Origin of the sequence: Ruegeria sp. HKCCD8929 (genome assembly GCF_013031405.1) — a bacterium.
In the GTDB taxonomy this organism is placed as follows: Bacteria; Pseudomonadota; Alphaproteobacteria; order Rhodobacterales; family Rhodobacteraceae; genus Ruegeria.
Genome location: NZ_WPZY01000015.1, coordinates 33,725 through 48,492, shown reverse-complemented (window position 1 = coordinate 48,492; position 14,768 = coordinate 33,725). Strand labels below are relative to the sequence as shown.

Annotated in this window: 15 protein-coding genes; 6 read left to right on the top strand and 9 right to left on the bottom strand. The window is 63.1% G+C overall.

The genetic code is table 11. From position 1 onward, the window contains the following. Nucleotides 1–190 precede the first annotated feature (190 nt). Together GOX53_RS19670 and GOX53_RS19665 are read left to right on the top strand one after the other, a co-directional pair. Entirely contained in the window at nt 191–1,102 is a 912-nt protein-coding gene (locus GOX53_RS19670; protein ID WP_171179372.1) for a hypothetical protein, read from the top strand. A 3-nt stretch (nt 1,103–1,105) separates the two neighbouring features. Next, the gene (locus GOX53_RS19665) at nt 1,106–1,912 is read left to right on the top strand and encodes a hypothetical protein (protein ID WP_171179371.1); all 807 of its coding nucleotides are present in this window, start codon (nt 1,106–1,108) and stop codon (nt 1,910–1,912) included. A 248-nt stretch (nt 1,913–2,160) separates the two neighbouring features. On the opposite strand, the gene GOX53_RS19660 is transcribed toward GOX53_RS19665, so the two are convergent. Next, the gene (locus GOX53_RS19660) at nt 2,161–2,916 is read right to left on the bottom strand and encodes an isochorismatase family protein (RefSeq protein WP_171179369.1); all 756 of its coding nucleotides are present in this window, start codon (nt 2,914–2,916) and stop codon (nt 2,161–2,163) included. Nucleotides 2,917–2,942: 26 nt separating this feature from the next. Next, nucleotides 2,943–3,374 carry a VOC family protein gene (locus tag GOX53_RS19655; RefSeq protein ID WP_171179367.1) on the bottom strand — a complete coding sequence of 144 codons (432 nt, stop codon included), beginning with the start codon at nt 3,372–3,374 and terminating at the stop codon, nt 2,943–2,945. Between the two features lie 85 nt (nt 3,375–3,459). Between GOX53_RS19655 and GOX53_RS19650 the strand changes: the two genes are divergently transcribed. Continuing rightward, nucleotides 3,460–4,356 (top strand): LysR family transcriptional regulator, encoded by an 897-nt coding sequence (locus GOX53_RS19650; RefSeq protein ID WP_171179365.1) that lies wholly within the window; start codon nt 3,460–3,462, stop codon nt 4,354–4,356. A gap of 384 nt (nt 4,357–4,740) precedes the next feature. On the opposite strand, the gene GOX53_RS19645 is transcribed toward GOX53_RS19650, so the two are convergent. Beyond that, entirely contained in the window at nt 4,741–5,667 is a 927-nt protein-coding gene (locus tag GOX53_RS19645) for an isopenicillin N synthase family oxygenase (protein WP_171179363.1), read from the bottom strand. Nucleotides 5,668–5,786: 119 nt separating this feature from the next. Here GOX53_RS19645 and tpiA point away from each other — a divergent pair, with 119 nt between their 5' ends. Genes tpiA through GOX53_RS19630 form a run of 3 tightly spaced genes read left to right on the top strand, consistent with a single transcriptional unit; the run spans nt 5,787 to nt 7,650 of the window. Beyond that, nucleotides 5,787–6,533, top strand: a complete 747-nt coding sequence (gene tpiA, locus GOX53_RS19640; protein WP_171179361.1) for a triose-phosphate isomerase — start codon at nt 5,787–5,789, stop codon at nt 6,531–6,533. A 4-nt stretch (nt 6,534–6,537) separates the two neighbouring features. Continuing rightward, nucleotides 6,538–6,975: a MarR family transcriptional regulator gene (locus GOX53_RS19635; protein WP_171179359.1), complete on the top strand. Its 438-nt coding sequence runs from the start codon at nt 6,538–6,540 to the stop codon at nt 6,973–6,975. Between the two features lie 42 nt (nt 6,976–7,017). After that, nucleotides 7,018–7,650 (top strand): bifunctional 2-polyprenyl-6-hydroxyphenol methylase/3-demethylubiquinol 3-O-methyltransferase UbiG, encoded by a 633-nt coding sequence (locus GOX53_RS19630; protein ID WP_171179357.1) that lies wholly within the window; start codon nt 7,018–7,020, stop codon nt 7,648–7,650. A 24-nt stretch (nt 7,651–7,674) separates the two neighbouring features. Here GOX53_RS19630 and GOX53_RS19625 read toward each other — a convergent pair whose 3' ends face one another. The 6 genes from GOX53_RS19625 to GOX53_RS19600 form a co-directional block, all read right to left on the bottom strand. After that, on the bottom strand, nt 7,675–8,121 hold the full coding sequence (locus GOX53_RS19625) for a nucleoside deaminase (RefSeq protein WP_217351851.1): 447 nt from the start codon (nt 8,119–8,121) through the stop codon (nt 7,675–7,677). Between the two features lie 130 nt (nt 8,122–8,251). Further along, on the bottom strand, nt 8,252–9,628 hold the full coding sequence (locus GOX53_RS19620; protein WP_171179356.1) for a TRAP transporter large permease: 1,377 nt from the start codon (nt 9,626–9,628) through the stop codon (nt 8,252–8,254). Beyond that, nucleotides 9,628–10,305: a TRAP transporter small permease gene (locus GOX53_RS19615; RefSeq protein ID WP_171179354.1), complete on the bottom strand. Its 678-nt coding sequence runs from the start codon at nt 10,303–10,305 to the stop codon at nt 9,628–9,630. The genes GOX53_RS19620 and GOX53_RS19615 overlap by 1 nt, the downstream gene beginning before the upstream one ends. A gap of 118 nt (nt 10,306–10,423) precedes the next feature. Beyond that, complete coding sequence (locus GOX53_RS19610; RefSeq protein WP_171179352.1) at nt 10,424–11,425, bottom strand: DctP family TRAP transporter solute-binding subunit; 1,002 nt, start codon at nt 11,423–11,425, stop codon at nt 10,424–10,426. 363 nt (nt 11,426–11,788) lie between these two features. Next, nucleotides 11,789–13,018 carry a sigma-54 dependent transcriptional regulator gene (locus GOX53_RS19605; protein ID WP_171179350.1) on the bottom strand — a complete coding sequence of 410 codons (1,230 nt, stop codon included), beginning with the start codon at nt 13,016–13,018 and terminating at the stop codon, nt 11,789–11,791. After that, entirely contained in the window at nt 13,015–14,748 is a 1,734-nt protein-coding gene (locus GOX53_RS19600) for an ATP-binding protein (RefSeq protein WP_171179348.1), read from the bottom strand. Before GOX53_RS19600 ends, GOX53_RS19605 begins: the two co-directional genes overlap by 4 nt. Nucleotides 14,749–14,768: the final 20 nt, after the last annotated feature.

Below are 14,768 nucleotides of genomic sequence, written 5' to 3'. Positions count from 1 at the left end.
GGAGAGACCAGTGTCTCAGCTGACAGAGCAGCAGACCGAATTTCTCAGGCGGTACATGGGGTTTCGTCCGACCGGCAAAATCCCGATCAGCGCAGAGGAAAACGACCGGCTTGAACGACTGACGCCCGAAGAACTCGTCGCCGCCGATCTGACGCGCTGCGACACCAAAGAACTGTTCGGCGATGAGTATATGATCGCTTTGAAGGACGTGGCGTTCAAAGGCGAAGGCAGCCCCGACCTGAAGGCGCTGATGCGCGAGGTCGTCAAAGGATTGTCAGGGCAACGCCGCATCGAGGTGATGGAAGAGCTTTCGGTGATCGTGGGCCTGCCGCCCACCGCCGAAGACCTCGACCGCGACTACGGCCGCTTTCTGGTCGTGCGCAAACAACAAAAAGTCAACGGTGTGACAAAGGATGAGGATGCGCCCGATCTCGACGAAGAGCGACACGCCGATTTCATGGCGTCACGGGGCCAGCTTATGTTCGGCAAGGTGCTGGGGGACGCGTTCGGTATTCACGAGGTGTTTGCCGCGCTTCTCAGTCCGACCGGCGGGCTCGTTGGGCCGGGAAACTCATTCATCCCCGGCTCGGATTTGGTCGATGCCTTCCATCTGGACCCGGACAACCCCGTCGCATTGCATGGTTGCGTTCATGACGCGGCTGGCTATCTGCACACCTTTCACGATGCAGGTCCCGGCTATAATTATCTGGACAGCAATCTTGAACTTTTTCCAACAGACAGCCCGCTTTCCGGCCAATTCAGCGGTATCGCATACTGGGTTGAAAAGGTCGGCGACGACTATGTTGAACGCCGCGTGGACGCGGCGGTGCTTGCAGTCGAAAAGGGGCTGGAATCAGCACGCAATGCGGTGGCAGACAGCATCGACGGGCTGCTCAAAGGTCTCCGCAGCAAGTCGAAACAGGCCGTGGAGACCGTGAAAGGAGCCATTTATGGCGTCGCAGACGCGATTCAGGACGCGGTCGGCAAGGTCAAAGAGACCGCGGTCGAGCCGCATAAGCCCCCCACCGCCGATCCGAGCATTCCTGCCAGCACAGAAGTGAAAGACAAGCTCGAGGCGCTCTCGAAATTCTTGTGGAGCTAACGCATGACATCGAACCTGATGCACCCGTCCGAACTCGCCTACGCATTTTCGTTCACACGGGCCGAACGCATTATCGGATGGGATCAGGACTACTTCCTGCCCGAGGACAACGCGGCGACGGACACAGCGCATTGGCTTGCCGAGGGGGAGTCGCGGCTTCATGAGGCAGACCGGCTCATCGGATCCCCGGAGGCTGGCCTGAACTTCACGGACGAGATGTCTTCGGCGGTTCTGGCCCTTGTGGACCCATCTCTGGTATTGCTGGCTGAACGCAAAGAGGGCGAGGGTGTCCGCCGGTTATCGGTCCATGCCGCGGGTGCGGATTTCATCGGCCTGACACGCCGTCCCGATGGCCTCTTCGATCTTACCCGTTATGCAGACCTGACCGCCGCAGCAGGTGCCTGTGCAGGGTTTCTCGGCGCGGCGCTGGTCCCGCTGAGCCACCAAGTGCGCATTGAGGCAAGTTACGAAACGTTCGCCGATTTGCGCCAGTCCGCGGCCAGCGGCGAAACGGACAAGGTGGTTACCGCCCTCACGGCGCTTGGTGCCTCGAAGCCGGATGCCAAATCGTTTGCAGAGGCATTGGCCCAACCGGCAAGCGCGGGCATGCTGAGCGTGTTCTATTGCGCCAACAACGAGGTTCAGGACGCCGAACCCTTTACGGTCATGACCAACGATGACGATCAGACCTGGGTTCTTTTCCCGCCTGCGAGCCTCGACGCGCCGATGATCCTGGAGCGCAGCTCGGTAGCGGCGTTCACGGCGCGCGTCGCGGTCGGAGTGGCCGCCCGTCTGAGCAAGCCCGGCTGACCGCGATTTGATGTGCCCAGTCTGAGCCTCGATTGAACGGTCACTTGTAGGTTGATCGCTAGGACGGCCCCTCTCGAAAAGCCGCCATTTCTGCAGTATGCAGCGGAGGGCAGGTGAATGCCCAGACTGATCAAATTCCTCAATGTAGTCGATGTCTGCTGGCGCGAGGTTGCCCGGGGCAAACAGACAATGCCTGGCGGTAAGTGGATATCATTGCCAGGGACCGAAGTCCCTGACAGATCTTGGGTTTACCAGGTTGTATCCGGGTCGACTTTGAACAGATGTTCCATGAATACGCGAGTGACGGCTTGCAGCTTATCAGCGCGCGCATGATCGCGTTGCAGCTCTGCCGGAACGACGTTCCATGTGATGGGCTCGACCCCGGCCCCGATCATACGTCGCATACCGTTGTCGTGGCTGAGTTGGGTGATCGAGCCAACAGCATCTTCGGGCACATAAACGTCGTACCCGGCGGCTTCGGCTTCGATCGCCGGATAGGCCAGACAGACGTCCGTCCAGAGACCGCCCATGATCAGCTTTGTCCGGCCGGTTGCTTCGATCGCGGCGACAAATTCAGGCTCTTCCCAGGCGTTGACATTGGTTCGGTCAACAAAGACCGCATTCGGGGCCAGTTCGCGCAGTTCTTCGATCATCGGATCATAGCCGCTCAACCCCACGGCGACATGACTGAATATGATCGGGATGTCATAGATGACGGCGGTCTTGATCAGACCAGTGGTGTTGTTCATCAACTCTTCGTGGTCGATATTCCTGACCCCAGCCAAAATCGGCGGCTGGTAGTCGATAAGGATCAGCGCCGAGTTGGTTGGTGACAGAAACGGGTCTTCGTCGGCGGCCCGAACAGGTGTTCCCTGATAGCCCTCTGGATATGTAGCGACACCATCCACTGTTCTGATCATCGGGGTTTCTGCCAGTGCCGGCAATGCCGCGGCAGCGATGGTCAGGCCCAGGGCCGTTGCAAACGGTTTGAAGAAAGTTCTCATCGGAGTGTCTCCTTTGGTGGTGGGTTTCAGCCGTGCACATGCTCGGCGATCAGTTGCGCGACCGAAGGGCCGGGGCCGACAAGCTCCAGAACATTGCGATCCGGGTCGCGAATGAAGATGGTTTTGGTGCCGCGAAATTCGCGGCGGCCGGTGATGGCGATGCCGTTTTCGGTAACAAAAGCTTCGGTCGCTTCGGCGTCCTTCACCTTGACGGCCAGGTGAGTGATGCCCGGGTATTTCTCGGCCTCATCCATCAGGACGTTTGCGCCTGCTTTTGCCGTTGCCGGACCCAACAGATTGATGTTGATCCCGGAGGGATGGAGCATCACCAGCGGATGCCCGTTGTCAAAACCGCCATCGGCAATCATCTCAAACCCCAACAGCTCATAGAAGGCGACGGATGCATCGCGGTTGCTGATGCGGATGCCGATGTGGTCGAAATTTCTGATGTCCAACATGGTTTGGCCTTTCCCTTGCTTGCAACAATGGTAGCTATGCCTGTATTGGACTTTAATAGCTCAATCAGAACAGCATTTATTCCAAATGGACTATAATAAAGACCTCTTCGACGGCATGGTTCTGTTCTGCACAGTGGTGGAGCAGGAAGGAATGAGTGCGGCTGCCAGGCTGTCGGGCCATACACCCAGCCACGTCAGCAAAGAGATCGCGCGGCTTGAAACGCGGCTTGGTACCCGGCTCTTGAACCGGACAACGCGCCGGATCAGTCTGACGGAATCCGGGCACATATATTATGAAAATGCCCGTCGGATTGTGGATGACGCCCGTGCGGTGCGGGACCGACTGCATTCAGTTGGCGACCGGCCCTTTGGGGAATTGCGAATGAGCGTGCCTGTGGTTTTCGCCCACGGGTGGCTGAATGACCGGCTGCCCGAGTTTCTCCAGCGGTACCCCGAAGTTGATCTGCACATCGACATATCCGAGCGCCATGCAGACATGATCGGCGAAGGGATCGATCTGTTGGTGCGTATTGGCGATCTGCCCCCGTCCGACTTCATCGCCCGCGAAATTTTTCGCACCAAGGGTCTTACGGTGGCCTCCCCTGCTTATCTGATGCGAAAAGGCAATCCGCGTCACCCCGATGATCTGAAAGGACATGATCTGATCGATTTCTCGTTTCACGGGGTTACGCAGAACTGGACCTACCCGGGGCCGAATGGAGACCTGATTACCGTGCCGATCGCGCCACGCATTCGATGCAACGATGCTCATACCGAAAAGGCGCTCGCCCTTGCCGGTCACGGGATCACCCGCCTGCCAGAACTTTCATGTAAGGCCGAACTGGATGCGGGGGCACTGGTGGCGATTTTGCCTGATTTCTGCCCGCCCCCGGTGGGCGTAAACGTGATCTATGCGAGCCGCGACAACCTGCCGGCAAAGACCCGTGCAATGATCAATTTCCTGGCCGAAAAGAGCGGCTGACGTGAGGTCTGGCGCGGCGTTCTAAGCTTAGCTGCGAACGGTCACCTCGTGCTCGGTTCGGGGCCCCGATGTAAGGTCGGTTTGGCGGGAGAGAGTTATTCAACCTGGCGTGACTAAAGTCTTCTCTGTTCCGCAAAATTGTGATTTAGCCCGATGAGCGATCAGCGTCAGCAAACAGTGGCGGATCTGAGTACCTTGCTGCTTTAAGGAATGGACGACAACGGCGCCTGACCTGCACGCCGGTCCTTATTTTCCGTGAGAGAAGCCTGGATCAAGGGCGCCGGTTGGGTGCTGGATGAACACATCAGTCCAAAAAAGTCGTGGTTCCGTCGCTGGTGGCAGAACCAAGTGCCGCTTTACGGTCAGCGGTCAAAATACCCCGGTTCAGCCGCGTTCTTCGGCCTTGTCCTGTAAATGGACATAGGTTTCGTCATAACGGCGGGTCAGATGCGCGCCGGCCGAGATCACCTGCCCGGATCCCGGCGGGGCCACGTTGGTGTCATAGGCGGGGTTGAAGAAGAGTGGTACCGAGATGCGCTCGTCCGGGCCACCCCTGACCCGGTGCAGGGTCGCCTTGACCTGACCGTCGGTCCAGAACTCCAGCATCTCACCGAAATTGATCACGAAGGTGCCGGGCTGCGCCGTGACCGCCTCCCACGTGCCGTCGGGCATCCGCACCTCGAGCCCCGGCACGCCGTCGGTGGCCAGGAGTGTCAGGCAGCCATAGTCGGTGTGGGCGGCGATGCCAAAATCCTTTTCACCCGCCCAGTCGGGCCGCGCCGGATAGTAGTTGCCGCGCAAGAGCACCATGGGGGTGCCGAAGGCGTTGTCAAAGGCGGCCTCGTTCCGCCCAATGGCGGCGGCGATGGCGCGCAGGGTTTTCATCGCCACGCCTGACGCCTCGCCGTAGTAGCGCTGGATATCGGCGCGGAAACCGGGCGGGGTTTCGGGCCAGAGATTGGGAGCGTAGACGCTGAGGCCGCGGTCGGCGTACGGGTCCTCTGCGGGCAGTTCATAGCCGCAGTCGAAGACCTCTTTGAAATCCGGGTTGGCGTCGGGGTCGACCTGTTCGGACAGCGGCGCGCCCCAGCCCCGGTTCGATCCGGTTCGGGCCATATCGACCTTGCGCTTTACTGCCTCGGGCTGTTGGAAGAAGGCACGGTAGCTCTCCATCACCTGGCGGATGCGCTCGGACGAGAGCCCGGTGTTGGATACGGTCAGGAACCCGACCTCATGCACCGCCCGGGCCAGCCGGGCCATTTCCTGCGGATCGCGGGCCTCAAGCCTGCCCAGGTCCAGATGGTCGATCATGGAACGCCTCTTGCCGATGTCTGCCCGGCACGTGCCATACGCGCGATCGGCGGAATTGTCAGCCCCCGCCCGTGGTGCTATCCGGGGATGAGCAAACAATCGGATATGGGATGAGGCGGATGCGGCGGAAACTGGCGGCTGGCAATTGGAAGATGAACGGAACCGGCGCGGCGCTGGCCGAGCTTGAGGCACTGGCGGCGGCCCACCCCGCCCCCGGTGTCGATATCCTGATCTGCCCGCCCGCCACGCTGCTGCACCGCGCGGCTGAGGTGGCCGGAGACGCGATTGCGGTGGGCGGTCAGGATTGCCACGCCAACGCCTCGGGCGCGCATACCGGTGATCTCAGCGCCGGGATGCTGCGCGATGCGGGGGCGACGGCGGTGATCCTGGGCCATTCCGAGCGGCGCGAGGATCATGACGAGCGCAATGACGATGTCCGCGCCAAGGCCCGCGCGGCGATGGAGGCCGGGCTGATCGCGGTGATCTGTGTGGGCGAAAGTCTGGAGCAGCGCGAGGCGGCCAATACGCTCGATATCATCGCGGGGCAGATGTCGGGCTCGATTCCCGACCAGTGCACCGGTGAAAATCTGGTGGTGGCTTATGAGCCGATCTGGGCCATCGGCACCGGCAAGGTGCCGACGCTGGAGCAGATCGGTGAGGTGCATGACTTCATCCGCGCTCGTTTGGAGCGGCGTTTTGGCGAGGGCGTGGGCCGGTCGGTGCGGTTGCTTTATGGTGGGTCGGTCAAGCCCGGCAATGCCGCCGACATCTTTGGCGTGCCCAATGTGGACGGGGCGCTGGTGGGCGGCGCCAGCCTGAAGGCGGATGATTTCTCGCCCATCATCGCGGCGCTGGAAAGCGCCTGAGCTCGTGACCGGCGCGCCTGATTGGCCCGACCATATCGGCTGGGATCTGGCGCGGGCGGCGGAGCTGTGGAAGGGGATGTTCCGCGCGCGGATGGTGGCGCTGGGGTATGGCTGGTATGGCGAGGCGCGCGGGCGGCTGATGCAGTATATCGGCCCGTCCGGCCTGAACCAGTCCGAGCTGTCCCGCCGCACCGGGCACAGCAAGCAGGCGATTCAACAGATGGTGGACACGCTTGAGGCCGAGGGCGTGGTGGCGCGGGTTCCTGACAAGCGGGATGCGCGGCAGAAACGGGTGGTTCTGTCCGAACGGGGCCTTGCCTTTCAGGCGGATGGCACCCGGATCAAGGCAGAGATCGAGGAGGAATTGCGCGCGCGCATGGGCAATGCGGGCTTCGACGCGCTGCGGTCCGGGCTGAAATCGTTGCTGGACGCGCAGGCGTGATCCGGCATATAGTCAAGGCGCTTGACGATATCGGAACGGACCATGACCAGCGCCACTCTTTCCCCTGGTTTGCAGCGGCTCTATGCCCGCCATGCGGGGCGCTGGCATCGTTCGATCACCAATCTCGGTTACCCCGAAGCCTATGCCATGCTGGCAGAGCTGGACCTGCGGCGACGCCCCGCTGCGCCGCGTCGGGTACTGGATGCCGGTTGCGGTACCGGCGCGCTGGCCGAGGCCTATCAGGAGATGGCCGGGGACGCGGCTGACCTGACCCTGCTCGACCCGTCGCCGGACATGCTGGACCGGGCGCGAGAGCGGTTGGTCGGAGATCGGCTGACATTTGTGCAGGGCGATCTGACCCGCCTGCCCGATCTGGGGTCCTTCGACACCATCCTCTGCGCCCATGTTCTGGAACATGCCGGTGACCTTGGGCTGAACCTGCGGCGGCTGTGGCAGGCGCTCCGCCCCGGTGGCAGTCTGCTGCTGGCCATCAGCAAGCCGCATTGGTGCACCGCCTTGCTGCGCTGGCGCTGGGGGCACAAGGCTTATCACCCCGAAGAGGTGATCGCAGCGCTTGACGCGCAGGGCTTTGACGGGATCGAGACGGTGCGGTTTGCAAAGGGCCCACCCTCCCGCACCAGTTGCGGGTATCGCGCGGTTCGTGCGGGCAGTTGACGCTAGTGGTAGTTCAAGGCGCCCTCACTCCGCGATGTCTTCGGCCCAAAGCTCAGGCTTTTCCTCGATGAACCGCCGCATCAGCGCGATGCAGTCGGGGTCTTCGGCGATGACAACCTCAACGCCTTTCGAGCGCAGGAACTCCTCGTTGCCGCCGAAATTCTGTGTATCGCCGATCACCAAGCGGGGAATGCCGAACTGGATGATGGTGCCCGAGCACATCATACAGGGCGACAGCGAGGTATAGAGAACGGTGTCGCGGTAGGTCTTTTGCCGCCCGGCCTTGCGGAGCGCATCCATTTCGCCATGCGCGATGGGATCGCCCTGCTGCACCCGCTGGTTGCGGCCCTGCGCCACCACCTGTCCGCCGCGCGCCAGCACCGATCCGATGGGGCAGCCGCCCTCGTCAAACCCGGCCTTCGCCTCGTCATACGCGACGCGCAACAGGCGCCGGTCCGTGTCGGTCATCATTTTGGTTCCTCCTGCCCTGCAATGGCGGAAACTTAGCTCGACCGATGCCCGGAGGTCCCGCTGATCCGGTGTATTTGAAAGAAAACGGGCGCCCGAGGGCGCCCGCGTAAGAGGGTCAGGTGGGCCCGGTCTATTTCGTCACGATCTCCGGCCCCATGAAGGTGTTGGGCAGGATGGTGGAGAGCCACGGGATGTAGGTCACCATGATCAGGAAGACGAAGAGCACCGCGAGGAACGGTAGTGCGGCGCGCACCACGCTCATCATCGGCATGCCTGCTACGCCGGAGGTGACGAACAGGTTCAGGCCGACCGGCGGGGTGATCATGCCGATCTCCATGTTGACCACCATGATGATGCCCAGATGGATCGGGTCTATGCCCAGTTCGATGGCAATCGGGAAGACGAGCGGTGCGACGATGACCAGAAGGCCCGAGGGCTCCATGAACTGGCCGCCGATCAACAGGATCACGTTCACGACCACCAGGAACATGACCGGACCGAACCCGGCTGAGAGCATGGCCGAGGCGATGTGCTGGGGCACCTGCTCGTCGGTCAGCACGTGCTTGAGGATCAGCGCGTTGGCGATGACGAACAGCAGCGTCACGGTCAGTTTGCCCGCCTCGAACAGCGTGTGTTTGGTGTCGGCGTGGAAGAACGCGGTCAGCAGTGCCACCGGTTTCTTCATCAGCGACAGGTTCGGCGCGTCGCCATCGGTGCTCAGCGGCCCCATGTCCTTGTAGACGAAGCTGGCGATCAGGAAGGCGTAGACGGCGGCCACGGCGGCGGCCTCGGTCGGCGTGAAGATACCGCCATAGATGCCGCCCAGGATGATGACGATCAGGAACAGGCCCCAACCGGCCTCGCGCGCCGAGACGAAGACCTCGCCCCAGCCTTTCCAGTCGCCCTTGGGCAGGTTCTTGACCTTGGCCATGACGTAGATGGTGACCATAAGCATCAGCCCCGCCATCAGGCCCGGAATGACGCCCGCGAGGAACATCCGGCCCACCGAGACCTCGACGGCGGCAGCGTAGACCACCATCACGATGGAGGGCGGGATCAGGATGCCCAGCGTGCCCGCGTTACAGATCACACCGGCGGCGAACTCCTTGGAATAGCCGACCTGACGCATGCCCGCGATGACGATGGAGCCGATGGCGACGACGGTCGCGGGGCTGGAGCCCGAGAGCGCGGCGAAGAGCATGCAGGCGAAGACGCCCGCGATGGCCAGACCGCCCGGCAGGTGGCCGACGCAGGCGATGGAGAAGCGGATGATCCGCCGCGCCACGCCGCCCGTGGTCATGAAGGACGAGGCCAGGATGAAGAACGGGATCGCCAGCAGGGTGAAATGGCCCTCGAACGCCTCAAACAGGGTACCTGCGACCGAGGCCAGCGAGCTGTCGGAATAGATCAGCAGGAAGATGGTGGAACTCAGGCCCAGCGAGACGGCGATGGGCACGCCGATCAGCAACAGGCCGATGACCATGGCAAAGAGAATGACAACTTCCATCAGTCATGCTCTCCCTGCTGGGCGCGAACCTCTTCCAGTTCGTCCTCGACCTCATGGCTGGCGACAAGGCGGTCGGCCTCGCCCCGCAGGATCTGCAGCGCGGTTTGCGCGAAGCGGATCACCAATAGCAGCATCGAGATGGGCAGCACGATATACGGGACCACCTTGGGCAATTTTTCATAGGCCTCGCCGTAGTTGATGGCACCCTCAAGCCAGCGCAGCCAACCGACCATGGGGACGTCCTGCACCTCATAGAAGCTCTGCGAGCGCGCCTTGAGGTCCAGCCCGGTCGGGAACCAACGTCCCGAGGTGGGCGGCAGATCGGCGAAGACGGCCCAGTAGTCATAGGCGCCTTTCAAGAGCAGCAGCGAGAAGATCAGGCAGCAGCCGACCGAGATCAGCGCCAGGACCCGGCGCGGCGCGGGGGCGAGCATGTTCAGGATCGCGTCCACACCCAGATGGGCGTGTTTCTTGACCGCATAGGACGCTCCCAGAAGCACCAGCCAGGCGAACATGAACACGGTCAGTTCCAGCGCCCACAGGATGTTCGAGTTGAAGGCGAACCGCGCCACCACATTGGCAAATGTCACCGCTGTCATCAGACCCAAGAGCACCGCGATCACGGTCTCCTCGATCTGGTCGATCATTCCGGGCGGGCCGGATTTCGCACCAGACATCTCAGTGTCCCCATATGTTTTTGAAGATTGGGATTGGCGGGCCTCATCTTAGGCCCGCCGGGGCGCGCGCGTCCAATACTCCCCAGTCCCCGGACGCGGGCGCCTGTTTCGGGCAGGCTCAGAAGCCTGCGTTGATGGCCTGTGCGGCGTCGATCTTTTCCTGACCCACGTCACCGGCGAACTGTTCCCAGACCGGCTTCATCGCGTCGACCCAGGCCTGACGCTGTTCCGGTGTCAGTTCGCGGATGGTGCCGCCGGCCTCGGTGATCGACGCCTTGGCGGCCTCGTTCACGGCAAAGGCCTCTTTGTTGCGGGTGTCGGTGACCTCTTTCAGGATGGTGGTGAACTGATCGCGCACCGCCGGATCGAGGCTGTCGAGCCAGTCAACGCTGGTCACAACCAGATAGTCGATGATGCCGTGGTTGGTCTCGGTGATGCCATCCTGCACCTCAAAGAACTTCTTGCCGTAGATGTTCGACCAGGTGTTCTCCTGCCCGTCCACAACGCCCTGCTGGAGTGCGCCGTAGACTTCGGAGAAGGCCATTTTCTGGGGCGAGCCACCGATGGCTTCCATCTGGGCGACCAGCACGTCGCTGGACTGGACCCGGAACTTCAGCCCGTTGGCGTCGGCGGGGTCAACCAGCGGCTTGTTGGCCGACATCTGCTTCATGCCGTTGTGCCAGAAGGCCAGCCCCTGCAGGCCGCGGCGCTGCATGCTGTCCATCATCGCCTGCCCCTCGGCCGAGGCTTGGAACGCGTCCACGGCGTCGATATTCTTGAACATGAACGGCAGGTCGAACAGGCGGAACTGCTTGGTGAACTTTTCGAACTTGGACAGCGACGGCGCGGCCAGCTGCACGTCGCCCTGCAGCATCGCCTCGAGCACCTTGTTGTCGTTGTAGAGCGTGGAGTTCGGATAGACCTCCATGCACATGGTGCCGTTCATCTCGTCGTTGACGCGTTGTTCCAGCAGCGAGGCGGCGATCCCCTTGGGATGCTTGTCGGTGTTGGTCACATGCGCGAACTTGACCACGATCTCGCCGTCGTCACAGGCGGCAAACCCGGCGGTGGCGGTGACGCTCAGCGCCAATGCGGTGGCGGCGGTTGTCAGGAATTTCATGTGTTTCTCCCTCCCGAAATTCTCAGAGTAGCTCTGGCAGCGCCGATGTGGCGCGCTGAAGGGAGTGAAGCGAATCGGTGGGAACCGCTCAACGTTTTGCTGGGCGGCATGAATGCTTGTCTTATTTTAACGTAATTACAGATTGTTACGCGTCAATATTAATGCTTCCACGGTCAGCTGAAAATCGCGCTGTGCGAAATCCCGCACAGGCCCGGGCGGCTTTGTGCGGATTTCCGCACAGATTTCGAATCACAGCCCGACTCACCCGTTCCGACCGCAGCCCGCCCCGGCGGGCTGCCCGGCCCAACGCCTGTGTCCGCATCTGTGATGCGGGCACAGGGGGCGGGAGAACCCCTTACTTGATTAACGCCGGTAGTCCTCGGGCCGGATACCGTAGCGGGCGAGCTTGTCGTAGAAGGTTTTGCGCGGCAGTTTCAGACCCTTGGCGGCCTCCGAGGCCTTGCCGTTGTGTCGCCCGAGTGCCGCGATCAGCAAGGACCGCTCCACCCGCGCCAACTGCTCGGCCAGCCCCAGCTCGGCGGCCTGGGCCACGTCCTCGGGCATACCCAGTACGAATCGCATTGCCGCCGACATCAGCGAGCGTGCATTGCCCGGCCAGTCCTGCGCCATGAGGGCCGCCAGATGGTCGGGCGTCACCTCGGGCGCCTCGATCCCGGCCTGCTCGGCGGCCTGCGCCACGTAATGGCGGAAAATCACCGGAATATCCTCGGGCCGTTCCGCCAACGACGGGATGCGCACCCGCATCACGTCCAACCGGTAGAAGAGATCGGCGTTGAACACTCCTCGCGCCGCCAGATCGGACAGATCGGCAGTGGTGCCCGCTATGATCCGCACCCCGGCCCCCTGTTCGATCAGTTCAAGGGCGGCATATTGGGTGGCCTCGGGCATGGCCGAGACCTCGTCCAGAAACACCGACCCCCCGGCGGCGTCCGTGCAGATCTGTGCGAACTCCGACGCCTGCAACCCGGCGGCAGGGCGTTTGACGAACGGGCCCTGGCCTGCGGGCGACATCAGGTGCACCACCTCGGCCACTTTCGAGATGCCGCTGCCCGCCGGGCCGGTGACCAGCACCTCGGCCCCGGTGGGCGCCACGCTGCGCACCCGGTTGCGCAGCTCTTCGGCCTGCGCCGAGGTGCCAAACAGCATCCGCGCCGCCGGATCGCCGCGTTCCAGCTGCCGTTTGAGGTCACGGTTTTCCAGCACCAGCGCCCGTGTCTTCAGCGCCTTTTCCAGCACCGCCAGCAGGTCGGCGGCGGCACAGGGTTTCTCCAGAAAATCAAACGCCCCCTGCCCCATGGCCTTGACCGCCATCGGAATGTCGCCCTCGCCGGTCAGCAGGATCACCGGAAGTTCCGGGTCGATCTCGCGCGCATAGGCCAGCAGGTGGAACCCGTCGCGCCCGGGCATGCGGATGTCCGAGACGATGACGCCCTGAAAGCCCGGCGCGATGTGATCCTTGGCCGCCACGAACGAGCCCGCGGTGATCGCGTCGTAATCAGCCAGCTCCAGCGTCTGGCCCATGGCCTCGCGCACCGCCGCGTCGTCATCCACCAGCAGCACCTTGCGGATCATGCAACCTTATCCTCTTTGAAATAATCGAGCTCGACCGTGAACACCGCGCCGCCGCCAGTATTGGCGCCGCGAATGTCACCGCCAAAGCTCTGCACCAGACCGTAGGAGATCGACAGGCCCAGCCCCATCCCCTCGGAACTGCCGACGGCCTTGGTCGAATAGAAGGGCTCGAAGATGCGGTCCGGATCCGCGATCCCTGGCCCGGTGTCACGTACCGTGACCTGCAGGCGGGGACCGGCGGCAAGCTCCAACTCGATGCGCTTGTCCGTCTGTCCCTGCATCGCGTCGGCAGCGTTGTTGATCAGGTTGACGAAAACCTGCACCAGCCGCACCTCGCCGCCCCAGGCAAAGACCGGCCCTGTCGGCGCCTGCCAGTGCAGCAGCACCCCGTCGGCACGCAACCGCGCCTCGGTCAGTTCCACCGCCGTGTTGATGACCTGCACCAGATCGACCTTGCCCATGGGCTCGCTTTCATTGCGGGCAAAGGCGCGCAGGTTCTTGATGATCCGCGCCATGCGGGCGGCCATTTCCGAGATCCGGCCGAGATTCTCGCCCGCCTTCTCGCCCCTGCCGCGTTTCACGAAGGCCGCGCCGTTGTCGGCAAACTGCTGGATCGCCATCAGCGGCTGGTTCAGTTCGTGGCTGATGCCTGCGGACATCTGCCCCAGCGCGCTGAGCTTGCCCGCCTGCACCAGTTCGGCCTGCGCGCGTTTCAGTGCCGCCTCGGCCTCCTGCCGCTCGGCCACCTCGCGGCGCAGCGCGGTGTTGGCGGCGGTGAGCGCCCGGGTCCGCTGCGCCACCCGGCTTTCCAGCACCGCGTTGGCATCGGCCAGTGTGCGCCGCCGCTCGGTGGCGAGGTACAGCATCGCCCCGAAGGCCAGACAGATCGCCGCCACCGCCGCCGCCTGCAGGCCTGCTAGCCGCCGGGCCGGAGCCACATCCATCAACACCTCGCCGGTCATGCCGATCACCGGCAGATCGCGGCTGAGATGCAGGGCGCGGGCGGGCAGATAGGGACCCCAGCCCAGCCGCCAGATCTCATGCGGGCCGAGCCTCTGTGTTTCGAAATCCGTGGGCCGCGCCGTTGGCGGCACCAGACCCCGCCCATCGCCCGCCCGGGTCCAGAACAGCAGTTCTGAGCGGTTCGAGATGAACACCCGCCCGGTCCGGTCGGTGAAGAACACCGCCTGGGTACTCCCGCGCCAGGTTTCTTCCACATCCTCGACATCGGCGATCACCATCAGCGCCCCGCGCACCTGCCCATCCGTGCCAAAGGCCGGGGCCGCGTAGGAAAAAGTGCGGCGGCCGAGCGATTTGAGGATACCGTGTTCACTGCCCAAGGCGCCCTGCATCGCCCGCGCGAACGCGGCGCTGTCCGCGACATTCCCGCCCGCCACCCCCTGCGCCGCCGCCAGAACCTTGCCCTTCGTATCGGCAAAGATCACGTCCAGCGCCGCCGTCTTGTCGGCCACCTCCAGCAGCAGCGCCTTGGCCGCCGGGCGCCGGGTGGGGTCGTCCAGCCCCAGCAAGCCGGGATGCTCGGCCATCAGCACCGCCAGCTCCTGATAGACCTGCAACTGGGTGCTCAGCCGGTCCGAGGCCAGTTCCAGATCCGCCTCGGCCTGCTGACGCAACTGCGCCAGCGCCTGCCGATAGCCGTAGGACCAGACCGCCGCCGACAACAGTCCGACGGCCAGAAGGAACCCCGATATGATCCACGCGCGATGCATGACATAGGGTCTTGCATTGA